Source organism: Lapillicoccus jejuensis (assembly GCF_006715055.1).
Lineage (GTDB): Bacteria > Actinomycetota > Actinomycetes > Actinomycetales > Dermatophilaceae > Lapillicoccus > Lapillicoccus jejuensis.
The window spans coordinates 2,427,941-2,445,163 of record NZ_VFMN01000001.1; the positions used below are offsets into that span (position 1 = coordinate 2,427,941).

A 17,223-nucleotide genomic window follows, 5' to 3' on the forward strand; every position below is an offset into this window, starting at 1 on the left:
GGCGTCGTCCCCCGAGGACGGCACCGGTCCGAGATGGTCCTGTCGCGCGACGACCGACCGGCGCGGAACAGCAGAGCACGTCCAGCGGCCTCCCAGGCAGGAACCGCGGATTTTGGGTCGGCGAGGGACCTGTCGTCACGCAACCGTCATGTCGGCGCGCCCGGTCCGCCCGGCTACGTCCGCTTCGGCCGCCCGCTGTCCCGTCGCTGCTCTTTCGCACCTCCGTCGCACCTCCGCCGCACCTCCGCCGCACCTCCGCCGCACCTCCGCCGCACCTCCGCCGCACCTCCGCCGCACCTCCGCCGCACCTCCGCCGGCCCGTACGACGCCGCGACGGCGGCCGGTGTCGGTGCCCTCGCCTACGATGAACAGGTCGCCCGACGGTCTCCCGGTCCACCCCGGGGTGTCACCGCCTCGGGCCGTTCGCCGTGACCGACAGGTGCTCGACAGACCGTCGCCGGCCCCACCCCGCTCGTCCACCCGCTCGTCCTTCGGAGCACCGTGAGCCCCAGCACCGCCCTGCACCCCACCTCCACCCCCGTCGGATCCGGCGGACCCGCCGGCCCGGCCGACCCCCCGGTCGGTCCCCTCGCCGCCCTCGCCCGGGTCTGGGGCGCCTCCCCGCTCGTCGAGCAGGTGCGCGCCCGCGCCCGCGAGCGCGCCCTGGACGTCGAGGTCGCCGTCCCGCCGGGGGCGCGGGCCGCCCTCACCGCCCTGCTGGCCCAGGGGGGCACCGGCTTCCGGGCCCCCGTCCTGCTCGTCACCGCGACGACGCGCGAGGCCGAGGACCTCGAGTCCGCGCTTCGCTGCTTCCTCGGCCCGGACGCGGTCGCCTCGTTCCCCAGCTGGGAGACGCTGCCCCACGAGCGGCTCAGCCCCCGCTCGGACACCGTCGGCCGCCGGCTGGCGGTGCTGCGGCGGCTGGCCCACCCGGACCCGCAGGACCCTGCGGCCGGCCCGCTCGGTGTCGTCCTCGCCCCGGTCCGGGCGCTGCTCCAGCCGCTCGTCGCCGGGCTCGGCGACCTCGTGCCCGTCGTCCTGCGCCCGGGGGACGAGCGCCCGCTGGAGGACGTCGTCGAGGCGCTCGCCGGGGCGGCGTACACCCGCACCGACCTCGTCGAGAAGCGCGGCGAGTTCGCCGTCCGCGGCGGCATCCTCGACGTCTTCCCGCCCACCGAGGAGCACCCGGTCCGCGTCGAGTTCTGGGGCGACACGGTCGAGGAGGTGCGCTGGTTCAAGGTGGCCGACCAGCGCAGCCTCGAGATCGCCGAGCAGGGCCTGTGGGCCCCGCCGTGCCGCGAGCTGCTGCTCACCGACGCCGTGCGCGCCCGCGCGGCCGAGCTGGCGGCCGAGCTGCCGGGGGTGGCCGACATGCTCGGCAAGCTCGCCGAGGGCATCGCCGTCGAGGGCATGGAGTCGCTCGCGCCCGCGCTCGTCGACGGCATGCAGCCGCTGCTCGACTGCTTCCCGCCCGAGTCGCTGGTCCTGCTCAGCGACCCCGAGCGGGTGCGCACCCGCGCCCACGACCTCGTCGCGACGAGCGCCGAGTTCCTCGAGGCCAGCTGGGTCGGCGCCTCGGCCGGCAGTGGTGCCGTCCCCGTCGACCTGCAGTCCGTCCTCGGGACGGCGTCGTACTGGCCGCTGGCGCAGGTGCGCGAGCACGCCCTGTCGGCCGGCCGCCCCTGGTGGTCGCTCACCGGGTTCCTCAGCGACACCGACCTGGCCCGGTACGCCGACGCGCCGTCCGGCGACGACGAGCCCGGCGAGGCGGTGGCCCTCGGCGTCACCGAGGTCGAGCCGTTCCGCGGCGACACCGAGGCGGCCGTCGCCGCGCTGCGCGGCTGGACCGCCGACGGGTGGAAGGTCGTCGTCGTCACCGACGGTGCCGGGCTGGCCCGCCGCGTCACCGAGGTGCTGGCCGACGCCGGCGTCGCCGCCACCCTCGACCCGGTCGGCGACGACCTCGCGCCCGGCGTCGTCCACGTCAGCACCGGCTCGCTCGGCCACGGGTTCGTCGACGAGGCGGCGAGGCTCGCCGTCGTCACCGAGACCGACCTCACCGGCCAGCCCGGCCAGGGCTCGACCAAGGACATGCGCCGGATGCCGTCGCGGCGGCGCAACCAGGTCGACCCGCTGCAGCTGCGGGCGGGCGACTTCGTCGTCCACGAGCAGCACGGGGTCGGCCGCTTCGTCGAGATGATGCAGCGCACCGTGGGCGGCGCGACCCGCGAGTACCTCGTCATCGAGTACGCCCCGAGCAAGCGCGGCCAGCCCGGCGACCGGCTCTTCGTCCCCACCGACCAGCTCGACCAGGTGACGAAGTACGTCGGCGGCGAGGCGCCCTCGCTCAACAAGATGGGCGGCTCGGACTGGCACAAGACCAAGGCCCGTGCCCGGCGCTACGTCAAGCAGATCGCCGCCGACCTCATCCGGCTGTACAGCGCGCGGATGGCCACCGTCGGGCACGCCTTCGGCCCCGACACCCCCTGGCAGCGCGAGCTCGAGGACGCCTTCGCGTACGTCGAGACCCCCGACCAGCTCTCGACCATCGACGAGGTCAAGGCCGACATGGAGAAGCAGGTCCCGATGGACCGGCTGATCTGCGGCGACGTCGGCTACGGCAAGACCGAGATCGCCCTGCGGGCGGCGTTCAAGGCGGTGCAGGACGGCAAGCAGGTCGCGGTGCTGTGCCCGACGACGCTGCTCGTCTCCCAGCACCTGTCGACCTTCACCGAGCGCTACGCCCCCTTCCCGGTCGTGGTCCGCTCGCTCTCGCGGTTCCAGAGCGACAAGGAGGCCAAGGAGGTCCTCGCCGGTCTCGAGGACGGCAGCGTCGACGTCGTCATCGGCACCCACCGGCTGCTGACCGGTGAGGTCCGCTTCAAGGACCTCGGGCTCGTCGTCGTCGACGAGGAGCAGCGCTTCGGCGTCGAGCACAAGGAGCGGCTGAAGACCCTGCGCACCGCCGTCGACGTGCTGTCGATGTCGGCCACCCCGATCCCGCGCACGCTCGAGATGGCGGTCACCGGCATCCGCGAGATGTCGACGCTGCTCACCCCGCCGGAGGAGCGCCACCCGGTGCTCACCTACGTCGGCGGCTACGAGGAGAAGCAGATCGTCGCCGCCGTGCGCCGTGAGCTGCTGCGCGAGGGACAGGTGTTCTTCGTCCACAACAAGGTCAGCTCGATCGAGCGGGCGGCCTCCCGGCTGCGAGAGCTCGTCCCCGAGGCCCGGGTCGCGACGGCCCACGGACAGATGGGCGAGCACCGGCTCGAGGCGGTGGTCCAGGACTTCTGGGACAAGAAGTTCGACGTCCTGGTCTGCACGACGATCGTCGAGACGGGGCTGGACATCTCCAACGCCAACACGCTCATCGTCGAGCGGGCCGACGCCTTCGGGCTGAGCCAGCTGCACCAGCTGCGTGGGCGCGTCGGCCGCGGCCGGGAGCGCGCCTACGCCTACTTCCTCTACCCGCCGGAGAAGCCGCTCACCGAGACGGCGCACGACCGGCTGATGACCATCCAGAGCCACACCGACCTCGGTGCCGGCATGCAGGTTGCGATGAAGGACCTCGAGATCCGCGGCGCGGGCAACCTGCTCGGCGGCGAGCAGTCGGGCCACATCGAGGGGGTCGGCTTCGACCTGTACGTCCGGCTGGTCGGCGAGGCCGTGGCGGAGTTCCGTGGCGAGGGGGAGTCGGCGCCGGTCGAGATCAAGATCGAGCTGCCCGTCGACGCGCACCTGCCGCACGACTACATCCCGGGCGAGCGGCTGCGCCTCGAGGCCTACAAGAAGCTCGCCGCCGTGCTCGACGAGGCCCAGGTCGAGGAGATCGAGGCCGAGCTGCGGGACCGGTACGGCGCCCCGCCGGCGCCGGTGCAGACGCTCCTGCAGGTGGCGCGGCTGCGCACCGTGGCCCGGGCCGCCGGGATCACCGACGTCGCCGTCCAGGGCCGGTCGGTCCGTTTCGGGCCGGTCGAGCTGCGCGAGAGCCAGCAGCTGCGGCTGCAGCGGCTCTACCCCGGCACGATCGTCAAGGAGGCGCTGCACACGATCCTCGTCCCGCAGCCGATGACCGCGCGGGTGGGGGGCAAGCCGCTGCGCGACGAGGCGGTCCTCTCCTGGGCCGCCGACCTCGTGCGGGCCGTCCTGCTCGACGACATCGCCGGTGCCGCCCGGGTCCAGGCGACCCGATGAGCGCCACGGGCCCCGCGGACGGCACAATGGCCCGCGAGCACGTCATCCCGCACGCCCGGCGCACCCGCCGGGCGGCCCGGCCGGAAGGACCCCGCATGCTGCCGCTCCCGACCCGCGCGACCGAGGTCGGCCGAGCCGTCCCCCGCCGTCGGCGGCGCGCCGCCGTGCCCGCGCTGGCCGCAGCCGGTCTCGTCCTGCTCGGCGGCTGCAGCACCGTGCAGAAGATGAACGCCGTCGCCGTCGTCGACGGCCAGGCCGTCACGGCCGACGAGCTGACCACGGCGACCGACCAGTACAACGCCTTCGCCCGCGCGGCCGGTGGCACCGAGGCGACGCAGACGCAGATCCTGCCCTACCTCGTGCAGTCGCGGATCGTCGTGCCCTGGGCGCGGAGCACGGGCGCGTGGAAGCCGGACGCCAGCTACGCCCAGGTGCTCAGCCGGGTGCCGTCGCCCGCGCCGGAGACCAAGGACCTCTTCGAGGCGATCGTCGTCTCGGGCCAGGCCGCGCAGGGCGGGCTCTCGGAGTCCGCCGCGCAGAGCCTGCAGAAGGCGGTCCAGGACGCCGACGTCACCGTCAACCCCCGCTACGGCACCTTCGTGCGGGGGCTGGCGCCGACGGTGACCCCGCTCTCGCCGAACTGGATCACCCCGGGCTCGACCCCGACCGCGCAGGCCACGGCGCCCGCCGGGCAGTGAGCGGGGGCCGGCTCACCCTGCTGCTGACCAGCCCGCGGCTGCCCGCCGGGCTGCTCACCCGCGAGGCCTGGCAGGTCCTCGAGGCCGCCGACGAGGTGCTCGGGCACCCCGACGAGCCCCAGGTCGCCGCGGTCACCGCCGCGGGGCTGAGCGTCGCGGACCCCGCATCGGCGCACCCGGACCTCCCGCTGGGCCGCGACCTCGTCGCCCGGGCCGACGGGCGCGCGGTGGTCTGGGTCGGCTCCTCGGACGCCGACCCCGGCCTGACCGACACCGTCGCGGCCGAGGTCACCCGGCTCGTCGGTGCGGGGGTCACGCCGCCGGACGTCGAGGTCCTCGTCGGCTCGTGGGACCCGCCGGGGGCCCGAGTCCTCGACCTCGTCGCCGTCATGGACCGGCTGCGCTCGCCCGGCGGCTGCCCCTGGGACGCCCAGCAGACCCCGAGCACGCTCGTGCCCTACCTCGTCGAGGAGGCCCACGAGGCGGTCGAGGCGATCGAGGCGGCCGCCGACGCGGAGGCCCGTGGCGCGGTCCCCGACCGGGTCGCCGTCGTCGAGGAGCTCGGGGACGTGCTGCTGCAGGTCGCCTTCCACGCCCGCGTCGGCGAGGAGCACCCGCACACGCCGTTCGACCTCGACGACGTCGCCGACGCCATCGTCACCAAGCTCGTGCGCCGCCACCCGCACGTCTTCGCCGTCGACGGGTCGTTCGGCAGCGACGCCGCCGACGCCGGGGCCGTCGAGGCGAACTGGGAGCAGATCAAGGCCGGTGAGAAGGCCGCCCGGGGCGACGGGGACACCGGGCCGCTCGCCGGCGTGCCCGCCGGACTGCCCCCGCTGGCGAGGGCGACCAAGGTCGTCTCCCGGCTGCGGCGCCGGGACGCGGCCGACCTGCTCGACGGGGCCCTGACCGACGACGACCCGGCGCCCACCGCGGTCGCGGGTCGGCGTCTGCTGTCGCTCGTCGCCGAGCTCGAGGCCGACGGCGTCGACCCCGACCAGGCCCTGCGCGGGGTGCTGCGCACCCTGGACGCGGCGGCGACCCGCCCGGGCCCGCCGGACCGGGACCGCTAGGCGGTCAGCCGGCTCCAGCCGTGCGTCCAGCCGAGCAGCGCGGTGAGCCGCTCGTCGGACTCGGCCAGCTCCTCCTCGAGCCGGGCCCGCACCGCCGGGGTCAGCTGGGTCTCGCGCGTGTCGTCCCAGTGGTTGGTCCGCTGGAACTCCACCCCGTCGAAGGCGGGCAGACCGACCCGCTCCAGCACCTCGTCGTACGTCGTCGCCGGGTCGGCGAAGAAGTCCTCGGACCGCACGACGAGCAGCTGCTCGCGCGGCACGAAGGAGAGCCACCGCTCGAGCTGGTCGGCGTACCGGCCGCGGGTGACGTAGGACGCGTTGCGGAACAGCTCGATGCCGCGGCGGCTGCCCAGCCCGAGCCGGCGCGCGTGCGCGATCCGCTCGGGCTCGGCGTCGAGCGCGTCGACGAAGCTCAGCGACTCGGCGGCGTACTCGAGGTTGTGCAGGTAGTGGCTGTAGGCCCGCTCGACCGGGTCGCGCAGCAGGGCCACGAAGAGGGCGTCCGGCAGCCGCTCGGCGGCGCGGGCGGGCACCCGGGGGTCGGCGAGGTAGAGGGGGCTGGCCTCCATCGCGCGCTGGTGCGGCAGGACGGCGGGGAAGTGCCCGGCGTACCAGCCGGGGCCCTTGCCGTAGTGCAGGCTCAGCGCGTTGAGCTCCTTGGAGCGGGGGGTGACGACGTCGGGGTGGGCCGCCAGGTAGCGGAAGAGCGACGTCGTCCCGCAGCGCTGGCCGCCGATGACGACGACGTCCGGCAGCGACGTGCCGACGCCGGGGGCGAGCGAGCGCGCCCAGGCGCGGGTCGTCGTGTAGGCGCGGCGCAGGCGGGTGCGCTCGCGTCGTCGCAGCGCGCCGTGACGGGCTGGTGCGGGCACGGGGGACCTCCTGGGACGGGCCGGGCCGTCGGGGGGACGCGGTGGCGAGGGGAGAGCGGTGAGAGGTGCGCTGGGGACGGGGCTGCCGGCCGGGGAAGACTCGCAGTCCGAGGTGAAGCCTACTCATCCGGGAGGGATCGGGACGGTGAACGCGGGAACCGGTCCGACCGCACCTCGGGCGCGCGCGCCGCGGGTCCCGCGAGGGTGGCTAGGCTCGGGTCGGCCCCCGGGGACCGCCCGGGCCCGCCCACCCGTCACTCACGCAAGGAGCCCCTGTGGCCACCATCGAGGCAGTCGGCGCCCGCGAGATCCTCGACTCGCGCGGCAACCCCACCGTCGAGGTCGAGGTGGCGCTGGACGACGGCACGATCGCCCGCGCGGCGGTCCCGTCCGGCGCGTCGACCGGCGCCTTCGAGGCGTCCGAGCGTCGCGACGGCGACGACGGCCGGTACCTCGGCAAGGGCGTCCAGGGCGCCGTCGACGCGGTGCTCGACGACATCCACCCGCGCCTGGTCGGTTTCGAGGCGTCCGAGCAGCGGCTCGTCGACGCCGAGATGATCGAGCTCGACGGATCGCCCAACAAGGCCACCCTCGGTGCCAACGCCATCCTCGGCGTCTCGCTGGCCGTGGCCCGCGCCGCCGCGGACTCGTCCGGGCTGCCGCTCTTCCGCTACCTCGGGGGCCCCAACGCGCACGTGCTGCCCGTGCCGATGATGAACATCCTCAACGGCGGCGCCCACGCCGACTCCAACGTCGACATCCAGGAGTTCATGGTCGCCCCGATCGGTGCGCCGTCCTTCCGTGAGGCGCTGCGCTGGGGCGCGGAGGTCTACCACGCGCTGAAGTCGGTGCTCAAGGCCCGCGGCCTGGCCACCGGTCTCGGCGACGAGGGCGGCTTCGCCCCGAGCCTGGAGAGCAATCGCGCCGCGCTCGACCTCATCCTCGAGGCCATCGAGAAGGCCGGCTACACCCCGGGCACCGACATCGCGCTCGCGCTCGACGTCGCCGCGACCGAGTTCCACGAGGAGGGCGGCACCTACCGCTTCGAGGGCGAGTCGCGCACCTCCGAGCAGATGGTCGACTACTACGCCGACCTCGTCGCGTCGTACCCCCTCGTCTCGATCGAGGACCCGCTCGACGAGGAGGACTGGGACGGCTGGAAGGCGATGACGGACCGTCTCGGCTCCTCGGTCCAGATCGTCGGCGACGACCTCTTCGTCACCAACCCCGAGCGGCTCCAGCGCGGCATCTCGTCGGGCACGGCCAACGCGCTGCTCGTCAAGGTCAACCAGATCGGCTCGCTCACCGAGACCCTCGACGCCGTCGCTCTCGCGCAGAGCAACGGCTACCGCTGCATGATGAGCCACCGCTCCGGCGAGACCGAGGACACGACGATCGCCGACCTCGCCGTCGCGACGAACTGCGGCCAGATCAAGACCGGCGCGCCGGCCCGGTCCGAGCGGGTGGCCAAGTACAACCAGCTGCTGCGCATCGAGGAGGAGCTCGACAACGCGGCCCTGTACGCCGGCGCGGGCGCCTTCCCGCGCTTCGCGGGGTGGACCCCGGCCGCGCAGGACTGAGCCTCGACGGGCCCACGCAGCGCGCCGTCCGCGACGCGCAGGACGCCGTACGGCGCCGCCACGCCCACCCGGGCGTGGCGGCGCCGTCGTCGTCCCGGTGCCTGACACACTGGGCGGCGAGCGAGTGGGCGCGACGAGCCGCGCGAGAAGTGGGACGAGAGGTGACGATGGACCGGACCGCACGACCCGGCCGCCCGGCCGGGCGGGCCACGTCCGCCACCCCCCGTCCCCGGGCCCCGCGACCGGCGTCCGGCCGGACGACGACGGCACGCCCGAGCGCCGCCCGCACGACGAGCCCGCGCCCCGGCCCGGCCGCCCGACGCCCGGCCGAGGCCTCCCGGGGCCGCACGCCGCAGCCGGTCGAGCCGACCTCGTCCAAGGCCTGGGTGCGCGGCGCCGTCCTCGCGACGATCGTCGTCATGCTGCTCGTCACGCTCGTCCCGACCGCGCGGTCGGTCATCCGGCAGCGCAGCCAGATCGCCCAGCTCCACTCGACGATCGCCGCGCAGGAGGCCGACGTCGCCGCGCAGCAGGCCGAGCTGGCCCGCTGGCAGGACCCGGCCTACGTCGAGCAGCAGGCCCGGGAGCGGCTGAAGTTCGTCAAGCCGGGGGAGAAGTCGTACTCCGTCATCGACCCCGCCGACGCGGCCCCGTCGCTGCCCTCGGGAGCCAGCGTCGCCGCGCCGTCGTCCTCGGGCACCCTGCCCTGGTACGGCGCGCTGTGGAAGTCCGTGCAGCTGGCCGACCAGCCCACCGCCGGCATGGAGCCGGTCGCCCCGTGAGCGACGCCCCGCCGGATCCCGGGCGGGCCGACGGCGTGACCGACGCGGACCTCGCCGCGATGTCCCGCCAGCGCGGCCGGCCGATGCGCGGGGTCGTCGCCGTCGCGCACCGCTGCCCGTGCGGCGAGCCCGACGTCGTGCGGACCGCGCCGCGGCTGCCCGACGGCACGCCGTTCCCGACGTCCTTCTACGCGACCTGCCCGCGGCTGACCGGGGCGCTGAGCACGCTCGAGAGCCAGGGCCTCATGCGCGAGATGCAGGACCGGCTGGGCGCCGAGCCCGAGCTGGCGACGGCATACCTCGCCGCCCACGAGGACTACCTGCGCCGCCGTGCCGAGCTCGGCTCGGTCGAGGAGATCGACGGCATCTCCGCCGGCGGCATGCCCGACCGGGTCAAGTGCCTGCACGTCCTCGCCGCGCACTCCCTCGGCGTCGGACCCGGCGTCAACCCGCTCGGCGACGAGGCGCTCGCGCTGCTCGGGCCGTGGTGGGAGCCGACGAGCTGCGCCCAGCAGGCCGCGGAGGACCCGGCGTCGTGACCTCGCGGTCCGTGCGGGTGGGCGCCGTCGACTGCGGCACCAACTCGATCCGACTGCTCGTCGCCGACGTCGACGAGGCGGGCGGGCTCACCGACGTCGTGCGCGACGTCGAGGTCGTCCGGCTCGGCTACGGCGTCGACCGCACCGGCCGGATCGACCCGGCGGCGATGGAGCGCACCCTCGCGCAGAGCCGCCGGTACGCCGACGCGTGCGCGGACGCCGGGGTGGGCGCCGTGCGCTTCGTCGCGACGTCGGCGTCCCGGGACGCCGAGAACGCGGCCGAGTTCGTCGCGGGCGTGCGCGAGGCGTTCGCCCGCTGGGACGTCGCGCCCGAGGTCGTCACCGGCGCCGAGGAGGCGGCCCTGTCGTTCCGCGGCGCGACGGGCGACCTGCGCGCGGCGGGGGTCGCGGCGCCGTACCTCGTCGTCGACCTGGGCGGCGGCTCGACCGAGCTGGCCCGCGGCACCGACACCGTCGAGGCGGCGCTGTCGGTCGACGTCGGCAGCGTCCGGCTGCACGAGCGGCACCTGGCCGGTGACCCGCCGACGCCGGAGCAGGTCGAGGCGGCCCGGGCCGATGTCGACGTGGCCCTCGACGCCGCCGACGCGGCCGTCGACCTCGGGTCGGTGCGCGCCCTGGTCGGCCTCGCCGGGTCGGTCACGACGATCACGGCGCACCGCCTGCGGCTGCCGGCGTACGACGCCGCGGCCGTCCACCTCGCGACGTGCTCGCCGGACGAGGCCCGCGCCGCGTCGCTCGACCTGCTGCACGCGACCCGCGCGGAGCGGGCCGCGCTGCCCTACGTGCACCCGGGCCGGGTCGACGTCATCGGCGCCGGCGCGCTGGTGTGGGAGCGGGTCGTGGCCCGCGTCGAGGCCCGCAGCGCGCCGTACCGGAGCGGGGAGCCGCTGCTCGTCGTGACGAGCGAGCACGACATCCTCGACGGGATCGCGCTCACCGCCGCCGAGCGCCTGCGCTGAGCCCCTGACCGCCGACCCACCCGAATCGGGTTCGCGGCGCTCGGCTCGGGTCGTGACGGGAGCCGAGCGGGACGAATCCGATTCGCGGGGCTGCCCCGGACACGGCGATGCCCCCGGTACCGACCCACCCTGCCCGTGGGTTGAGGTACCGGGGACATCGAGCTCCCGTGTTCGTGACGGGCGCGACCGGCCGCCCGGGAGGATCGTCAGGCCCTTCCCGTCACGTGGAGAAGACTGTCAGCGTCGGCGGGGCCGGACCATCGACCGTGCCGGTCGACCCACCTCGTCCGTACGGCTCCCCGACCCGGCGAACGGCTCGGCCTCAGCTGAGGATGCCGTGTCGCGCGTTCCAGCGCTGCGCGCCCTGGTACGCGTCGACCATCCCCCACACCCAGAAGCCGAACACCCCGACGATCCCGATGACGACGAGGGTGAGCACGCAGGACAGCAGGTAGCTGACGAGGATGAGCACGCCGCGGCGGGTGTCGCCGTTGAGCATCGAGCCCAGACCGGGCAGGAAGAACGACGCGAGCAGCATGAGGGCGGGGGTCTTCGGCGCGACGGCGTACGGCGCCGGGTGCCCCTGCCCGTACGGCGACCCGTACGGCGACCCGGGCGGCGGGTACGCGGCGTACGGCGCCGCCGCGGGGGTGACCGGGGCGTCGTACGGCGACGTCGGCAGCGGGCTGGTGGGCGGGTACGACGGCGTCGGGGAGGGGGCCGGCGTCGGCGGCAGGGCCTGGGTCCAGCGCGAGCCGTCCCAGTAGCCCTGCCCGCCGCCGTAGGGGTACCAGCCGGGTGGTGCTGCGCTCATCTCGTCCTCCGCTGCCCCCGAGGCAGCCACGTCGGGCTGTCAGCCGAGCGAGGCCCGCAGCGCCGCGACGATCTCGGGGCGCAGGTCCGACGCCTGGATGACCTTGTCGACGGACCCTACCTGCACGGCGCGGCGGATGCTGTGGATCCCGTCGAACTCCGACGCCACCTCGCCCAGCTTCTCCGCGCGCACCGAGGTGCGGGTGTCGGTGAGGGCCACCTGGGCCGCCGCCCGGTCGTGCTCCCCGGCCTCGGCCAGCGCCCGCTCGGCCGCGGTGACCCGCGGGTCGGCGGCGGTGCGGGCGTCGACGTCGGCGCTGAACACGACGGCCGCGGCGGGGGCGCCGCCGAGGACCGACGCGAACGAGCCGTCGACGGCGAGCACCGTCATCCGCTCGTTGAGCGCCTTGGAGAACACGACGAAGGCACCGCCGTGGTAGCGCGAGACGACGACGAAGACGATCGGGCCGTCGAAGTTGACGATGGCCCGGCCGATCTCGGCGCCGTACTCCAGCTGCAGCGCCCGCATCGACTCCGGGGAGCCGTCGAAGCCGGACAGGTTGGCCAGGACGACGACGGGACGGTTGCCGCTCGCGGCGTTGACGGCCCGCGCGACCTTCTTGCTCGAGCGCGGGAACAGCGTCCCGGCGGTGTAGGCGTCGGGGCCGTCCGTCGGCGGGATGCCCCGCCGCGGCACCGAGCGGGACTCGATCCCGATGAGCGAGACCGGGATCCCCCCGAGGTGCACGTCGGTGACGACGGCGGTCTCCGCGTCGGCCATGCCGGCCCAGCGCTCGAGGACCGGGTGGTCCTGGTCGGCGACGGCCCGCATGACGGTGCGGATGTCGAAGGCCTTCTTGCGGTCGGGGTTGGTCGCCGCGCCGAAGATGTCGCCGACCGTGGTGAAGTCGCTGCCGGCGAGGACGTGCGGGTACGGCGACACGTCACGGTCGACCGGGTCGCTCGTCGCGACCTGCTTGGGACCGCTCGAGCCGGGGACGACGTACGCGTGGTCGTAGTGCTCGAGAAGCACGTGCAGCGCGCTCGCGAGGTCCGGGGCCCAGTACTGCGCCTGGCCGTTGGGGCCCATGACGCGGTCGTAGCCGCCGATGCCGAAGTTGTCCTCGGCGGAGACGCCGCCGGAGAAGTCGAGCGACTGCTTGCCGGTGAGGACCATCGCCGAGTCGGGCGTCATGACGAGGATGCCCTTGGTGTGCATGAGCATCGTCGCCTCGGCGTTCCAGTACGGCTGGGCGCCGACGTTGATGCCCGCGACGACGATGTTGATCTCGCCGCCCGCCTGGGTGAACTCGATGATCCGGCGCAGCGCGCGGGCCACCCAGTCCATGTTCTCCACGCCGGAGTCCATCGAGATCCGCGCCCCGGCCGAGAGGGCGTACCACTCGACGGGGATGCCCTTCTCCTGCGCGAGGTCGAGGGCGGCGATGATCCGGGCGCACTCGGGCTCGGCGACCGCGCCGAGCGCCTTGGTCGGGTCACCGGCGAGCAGGACGCGCTCGACGCCCTCGGGGTGCAGCCGGGTCGGGCTGGTGACGAGGCCGGCGATGATCCCGGCCTTGTTCAGGCCCGGGGCGCGGTCGACCGGGACGAGCCGGCCCGTGTCGTCGAGGTCGAGCTCCTGCGCGGAGCCGCCCTCGCCGGTGATCATGTTCTGCAGCTCGTAGGGGTAGACCAGGCCGCGGCGACGGGCCCGCAGGACCTTCTGCTGGTAGTCGTCGACGGGCTTGAGCAGCTCGGTGGAGGGCGCGTCGATCTTCGAGGTGACCCCCGAGCCCGGGCGGTAGGAGAACCGCGCCGAGATCGGCACCGGCGTCCCGTCCGGCCCGAGGACGCGGCCCTCGGCGAGGATCTCCTCGATCCCGGCGCCGGCGGTGAGCGGGGCGATCTTGTCCTGCAGCGCGGTGATCTGCTCGACCTCGGCGTCGATGACCGGCCACACGTGCAGCCACACGTGGTTCATGTCGAGCCGGGCGCCGGCGGCGCCGCGGGCGGCGCGGGCGCGCCGGATCGCCTCGAGGCAGCCGGCGATGGCGCGCTCGACGTGCGGCAGCGCCGTGATGGCGCCCGACTCGTCGCGCACGACGCCGAACTGACGCACCTGGGCCAGCGCGACGAGGCGCTGGTCGGACGGGTTGTCCTTGGCGACGGCGTGCAGCAGCACGACGTCCTCGGGCGAGTCGACGCGGGTGAGGTCGAAGGCGCGCAGCCGCCACAGGGCCAGCCGCCGGCCGACCATCGGGTGCACGCCGCGGACGAGGTCGTCCTCGAACAGGCCGGTGCCCTCGGGGTCGGGGCGGAAGGTGAAGTACGCCGTGTCGGCCGCGCGCTCCCCGCCGCGGGAGACGGCGAGGGCGACCCGACGCACCCGGCGCGGGAAGTCGACGCCCTCGAGCGCCTCGCGCAGCGCCGAGACCGCCTCGCCCTGGTCGGCGGGCAGGTCGGGCCAGCGCAGGTAGAGGTCGACGACGGCCTGCTGGCCCTCACGGGCCTGCGCCAGCCGGGCGTCGACCGCCGTGACGAGCGGGCTGCCGGGGGTGAGCTCGGCGACCCGGCCGATGGTCGACACGAGGTGCGTCGGCCGGTCGTCGAGCGTGTAGTCGGCGACGACGAAGGGCCGCCCGTCGACCCCGAGCGAGCGGACGTCGGTGAGGTCGTACTCGCGGTAGTGCCGCCGGACGAGGACCTCGAGCATCGGCTCCTGCTCGGGCAGCTCGTCGTCGAGGCGCGCGGCGAGGAAGCGGACGATCTGCTCGGGGATGGCGGCCAGCTGCTCGATCCGCTCGGCGCGGTCGGCGGCGTCCGGGTGCGCGGCGAGGTCCTCGACCTCGGCGGCGACGTCGGCGAGCACGGCGGCCCGGTCGGCGTCGACGAGCGGCTGGTCGAACCAGCGGAAGCGCACGCTGCGGGCCAGGTCGCCGACGAGCGGGAAGCGCAGCTGCGCGGCGAGCACGAGCCGGTCGAGCACCTCGCGCGCGGTGGCGTCGTGCGGCGGGGTCGGGCGCGGCTCGGTGGTCCAGCGCTGCAGCAGCGCACTGGCCAGCGTGACGTCGGGCGTCGAGCGCTGCTGGGCGAGGAAGATCCGGAAGACCGCGTCGTCGAGCTCGCGGCCGCGGTCGAACGAGGTGACGCCGTAGTGCGCGAGCACCCGGGCCAGCTTGGTCCGGAAGTCGTCGGTGAGCCCGCCGCGCTCCGGGTCGAGGGTGCGCAGGTAGGTGTGGAAGAACTCGCGCGGGGAGTGCACGACGTTCTCCAGGTGCTCCTCCTGCACGACCGGCCGGTTGCGCGAGAGCTCGGCGAAGTCGGCGAAGAGGCGCAGCAGCTCGGTCTCGGCCTCGAGCGGGACCCCGCCCTGCCGGGCCAGCTCGTCACGGGCGGCGAGGTAGGTGCTGAGGGCGTCGCCCGAGCCGGACGGCACGACGTCGTACCCGAGCAGCATGCCGGACAGCTCGGTGAGCGCCTCGCGCGCGCGCTCCTCGGCGGTGCCGTCGGGAGCGGGCAGCGGCAGGTCGAGGTCGACGTCGGAGGCGGTGTCGACGGCCTCGGCCGCGTCGCCGGTCGGCTCGAGCCGCACCAGCGGGGCACCGGACTCGACCTGGCTGCCGGCCGAGACGTGCAGCTCCTTGACCGTCGCCGCGAACGGCGCCGGGATGACGGTCTCCATCTTCATCGACTCGAGGACGAGGACGGGCTGGCCCGCGGCCACCTCGGTGCCGACGGCGGCCGGGGTGGCGACGACGAGCGCCGGCGCGGGGGAGCGCAGGACGCCGCCCTCGTCGCGGCTGACCCGGTGGGTGACGCCGTCGACCTCGACGAGGTGGACGGGGCCGTGCGTCGCGGTGACGAGGCGGTGCCGGCGGCCCTCGAGGGTGAGCCGGCTGCGGTGCGCGTCGAGGCGCTCGACGTCGGCGTCGATCGCGGGCCGGTCGTCGACGGCGACGCGGAAGCGCTGCGGGCCGAGGCGGCTGACCCGGACGACGTACGACGTCCCGCGCAGCTTGAGCTCGACGGTGCGCCCGCCCTTGTGCTGCACCTGCGGGCGCCCGCCGCGGGCGGTCTCGAGCAGGCGCGCGACCTCGGTCTGCTCCTGCTCGTCGTAGGCCTCGATGGCGGCGGCGACGAGCGCGACGCCGGAGTGCGCGGCGGCGACGAGCCGGCCCTGGGAGCGGACCCGGTCGATCCAGCCGGTGTCGCACCACTGCGGCTCGCCGCGGACGACCTCGTGCTGGTCGAGCAGGTCGAGGACGAAGCTCTTGTTGGTCGAGCCGCCCTCGATGACGACGGTCGTGTCCTCCATGGCCCGGCGCAGCCGCCCGAGGGCCTCGTCGCGGTCGCGGCCGTAGGCGATGATCTTGGCGATCATCGAGTCGAAGTCGGCCGGGATGCTGTCGCCCTCGGCCACGCCGGTGTCGACGCGGATGCCGGGGCCGGCGGGCAGCGTGAGCAGGGTGATCCGACCGGGCGACGGCGCGAAGTCGCGGTCGGGGTCCTCCGCGTTGAGCCGCGCCTCGATGGCGTGGCCCTGCTCGACCGGCGGGCGGCCCTCGAGCCGGCCGCCGCCGGCGACGTGCAGCTGCAGCTTGACCAGGTCGGTGTCGGTCGTCACCTCGGTGATCGGGTGCTCGACCTGCAGGCGGGTGTTGACCTCGAGGAAGGCGAAGAACCGGTCGGTCGGGTGGTAGAGGAACTCGACGGTGCCCGCGCCGGCGTACCCGACCTGGACGGCGAGCCGCTCGGCGCTGGCCTTGAGCTCGGCGACCTGGTCGGGGGCGAGCAGCGGCGAGGACGACTCCTCGATGACCTTCTGGTTGCGCCGCTGCACGGAGCAGTCGCGCACCCCGAGGGCCCACGCGGTGCCCTGGCCGTCGGAGATGACCTGGACCTCGACGTGGCGGGCGCCGGTGACGAGCTTCTCGAGGAAGACGACGCCGCTGCCGAACGCGCGCTCGGCCTCGTCGCGGGTGCGGGTGTAGGCGTCGCGCAGGTCGGCGTCGGAGGTGATGACGCGGATGCCGCGCCCGCCGCCGCCGGCGGTCGCCTTGAGCATGAGCGGGTAGCCCACGTGGTGCGCGCTCTGGAGCGCGTCCTCGAGGGTGTCGACGGCGCCCCGGCTCCACGGCGCGACGGGGACGCCGACCTCCTCGGCGATGAGCTTGCTGCCGATCTTGTCGCCGAGCTGGCGCATCGCCTCGGGGCTCGGGCCGACGAAGGTCACGCCGATCCGGCCGCACAGCTCGGCGAAGGCCGGGTCCTCGGCGACGAAGCCCCAGCCGACCCAGGCAGCGTCGGCGCCGCACTCGCGCAGCGCGCGCTCGAGCACGGCGTGGTCGAGGTAGGGGCGGGCGCTCGCGGGCCCGAGGTTGACGGCGAGGTCGGCCTCGCGGACGAACATCGCGCGGCGCTCGCCCTCGGTGTGCAGGGCGACGACCTCGGTGCGGGTGCCGCGCTCGGCGTCGAGCTCGCGGACGGCGTGGATGAGGCGCATCGCGGACTCGCCGCGGTTGACCACGGCGATCCGGCGGAACCGGCGCACGCCCGAGGGACCGGTCCCGGCGGCCGTCGTGGCGGGTGCGGGCGGGGTCGAGGTGGCAGGGTCCTGGGGGGTCGCCGAAGGCGTCGTCACGTCGTCCATCGGCTCGGAATCTTCCACATCCGGCGCCTACTATCGAGT

At 75.0% G+C, this 17,223-nt stretch carries 10 protein-coding genes; 7 read left to right on the plus strand and 3 right to left on the minus strand.

Annotated features, from left to right (window positions below; genetic code table 11):
• Nucleotides 1–636: 636 nt before the first annotated feature.
• The 3 genes from mfd to FB458_RS11490 are packed head-to-tail and all read left to right on the plus strand — an operon-like array spanning nucleotide 637 to nucleotide 5,968.
• Nucleotides 637–4,197 carry a transcription-repair coupling factor gene (mfd, locus tag FB458_RS11480; protein ID WP_141850496.1) on the plus strand — a complete coding sequence of 1,187 codons (3,561 nt, stop codon included), beginning with the start codon at nucleotides 637–639 and terminating at the stop codon, nucleotides 4,195–4,197.
• Nucleotides 4,194–4,895: a hypothetical protein gene (locus FB458_RS11485; protein ID WP_141848609.1), complete on the plus strand. Its 702-nt coding sequence runs from the start codon at nucleotides 4,194–4,196 to the stop codon at nucleotides 4,893–4,895. Before mfd ends, FB458_RS11485 begins: the two co-directional genes overlap by 4 nt.
• Entirely contained in the window at nucleotides 4,892–5,968 is a 1,077-nt protein-coding gene (locus FB458_RS11490; RefSeq protein ID WP_141848610.1) for a MazG nucleotide pyrophosphohydrolase domain-containing protein, read from the plus strand. Before FB458_RS11485 ends, FB458_RS11490 begins: the two co-directional genes overlap by 4 nt.
• Here FB458_RS11490 and FB458_RS11495 read toward each other — a convergent pair.
• Nucleotides 5,965–6,840: a sulfotransferase family protein gene (locus tag FB458_RS11495; protein WP_141848611.1), complete on the minus strand. Its 876-nt coding sequence runs from the start codon at nucleotides 6,838–6,840 to the stop codon at nucleotides 5,965–5,967. The two genes, FB458_RS11490 and FB458_RS11495, sit on opposite strands and share 4 nt — an antisense overlap.
• A 275-nt stretch (nucleotides 6,841–7,115) precedes the next feature.
• Here FB458_RS11495 and eno point away from each other — a divergent pair, with 275 nt between their 5' ends.
• The 4 genes from eno to FB458_RS11515 all read left to right on the plus strand — a co-directional run bounded on the left by eno (nucleotide 7,116) and on the right by FB458_RS11515 (nucleotide 10,721).
• On the plus strand, nucleotides 7,116–8,420 hold the full coding sequence (gene eno / locus FB458_RS11500) for a phosphopyruvate hydratase (protein ID WP_141848612.1): 1,305 nt from the start codon (nucleotides 7,116–7,118) through the stop codon (nucleotides 8,418–8,420).
• A gap of 167 nt (nucleotides 8,421–8,587) precedes the next feature.
• Nucleotides 8,588–9,202, plus strand: coding sequence for an FtsB family cell division protein (locus FB458_RS11505; RefSeq protein ID WP_141848613.1), 615 nt, complete (start codon nucleotides 8,588–8,590; stop codon nucleotides 9,200–9,202).
• A gap of 59 nt (nucleotides 9,203–9,261) precedes the next feature.
• Entirely contained in the window at nucleotides 9,262–9,741 is a 480-nt protein-coding gene (locus FB458_RS11510) for a DUF501 domain-containing protein (protein ID WP_141850497.1), read from the plus strand.
• Nucleotides 9,738–10,721, plus strand: coding sequence for a Ppx/GppA phosphatase family protein (locus tag FB458_RS11515; protein ID WP_141848614.1), 984 nt, complete (start codon nucleotides 9,738–9,740; stop codon nucleotides 10,719–10,721). Before FB458_RS11510 ends, FB458_RS11515 begins: the two co-directional genes overlap by 4 nt.
• Before the next feature lie 322 nt (nucleotides 10,722–11,043).
• Here the strand turns inward: FB458_RS11515 and FB458_RS11520 are convergent, their stop codons facing one another.
• The gene (locus FB458_RS11520; RefSeq protein ID WP_141848615.1) at nucleotides 11,044–11,535 is read right to left on the minus strand and encodes a hypothetical protein; all 492 of its coding nucleotides are present in this window, start codon (nucleotides 11,533–11,535) and stop codon (nucleotides 11,044–11,046) included.
• A 39-nt stretch (nucleotides 11,536–11,574) separates the two neighbouring features.
• Entirely contained in the window at nucleotides 11,575–17,184 is a 5,610-nt protein-coding gene (locus FB458_RS11525) for an ATP-binding protein (RefSeq protein WP_141848616.1), read from the minus strand.
• Nucleotides 17,185–17,223 lie beyond the last annotated feature (39 nt).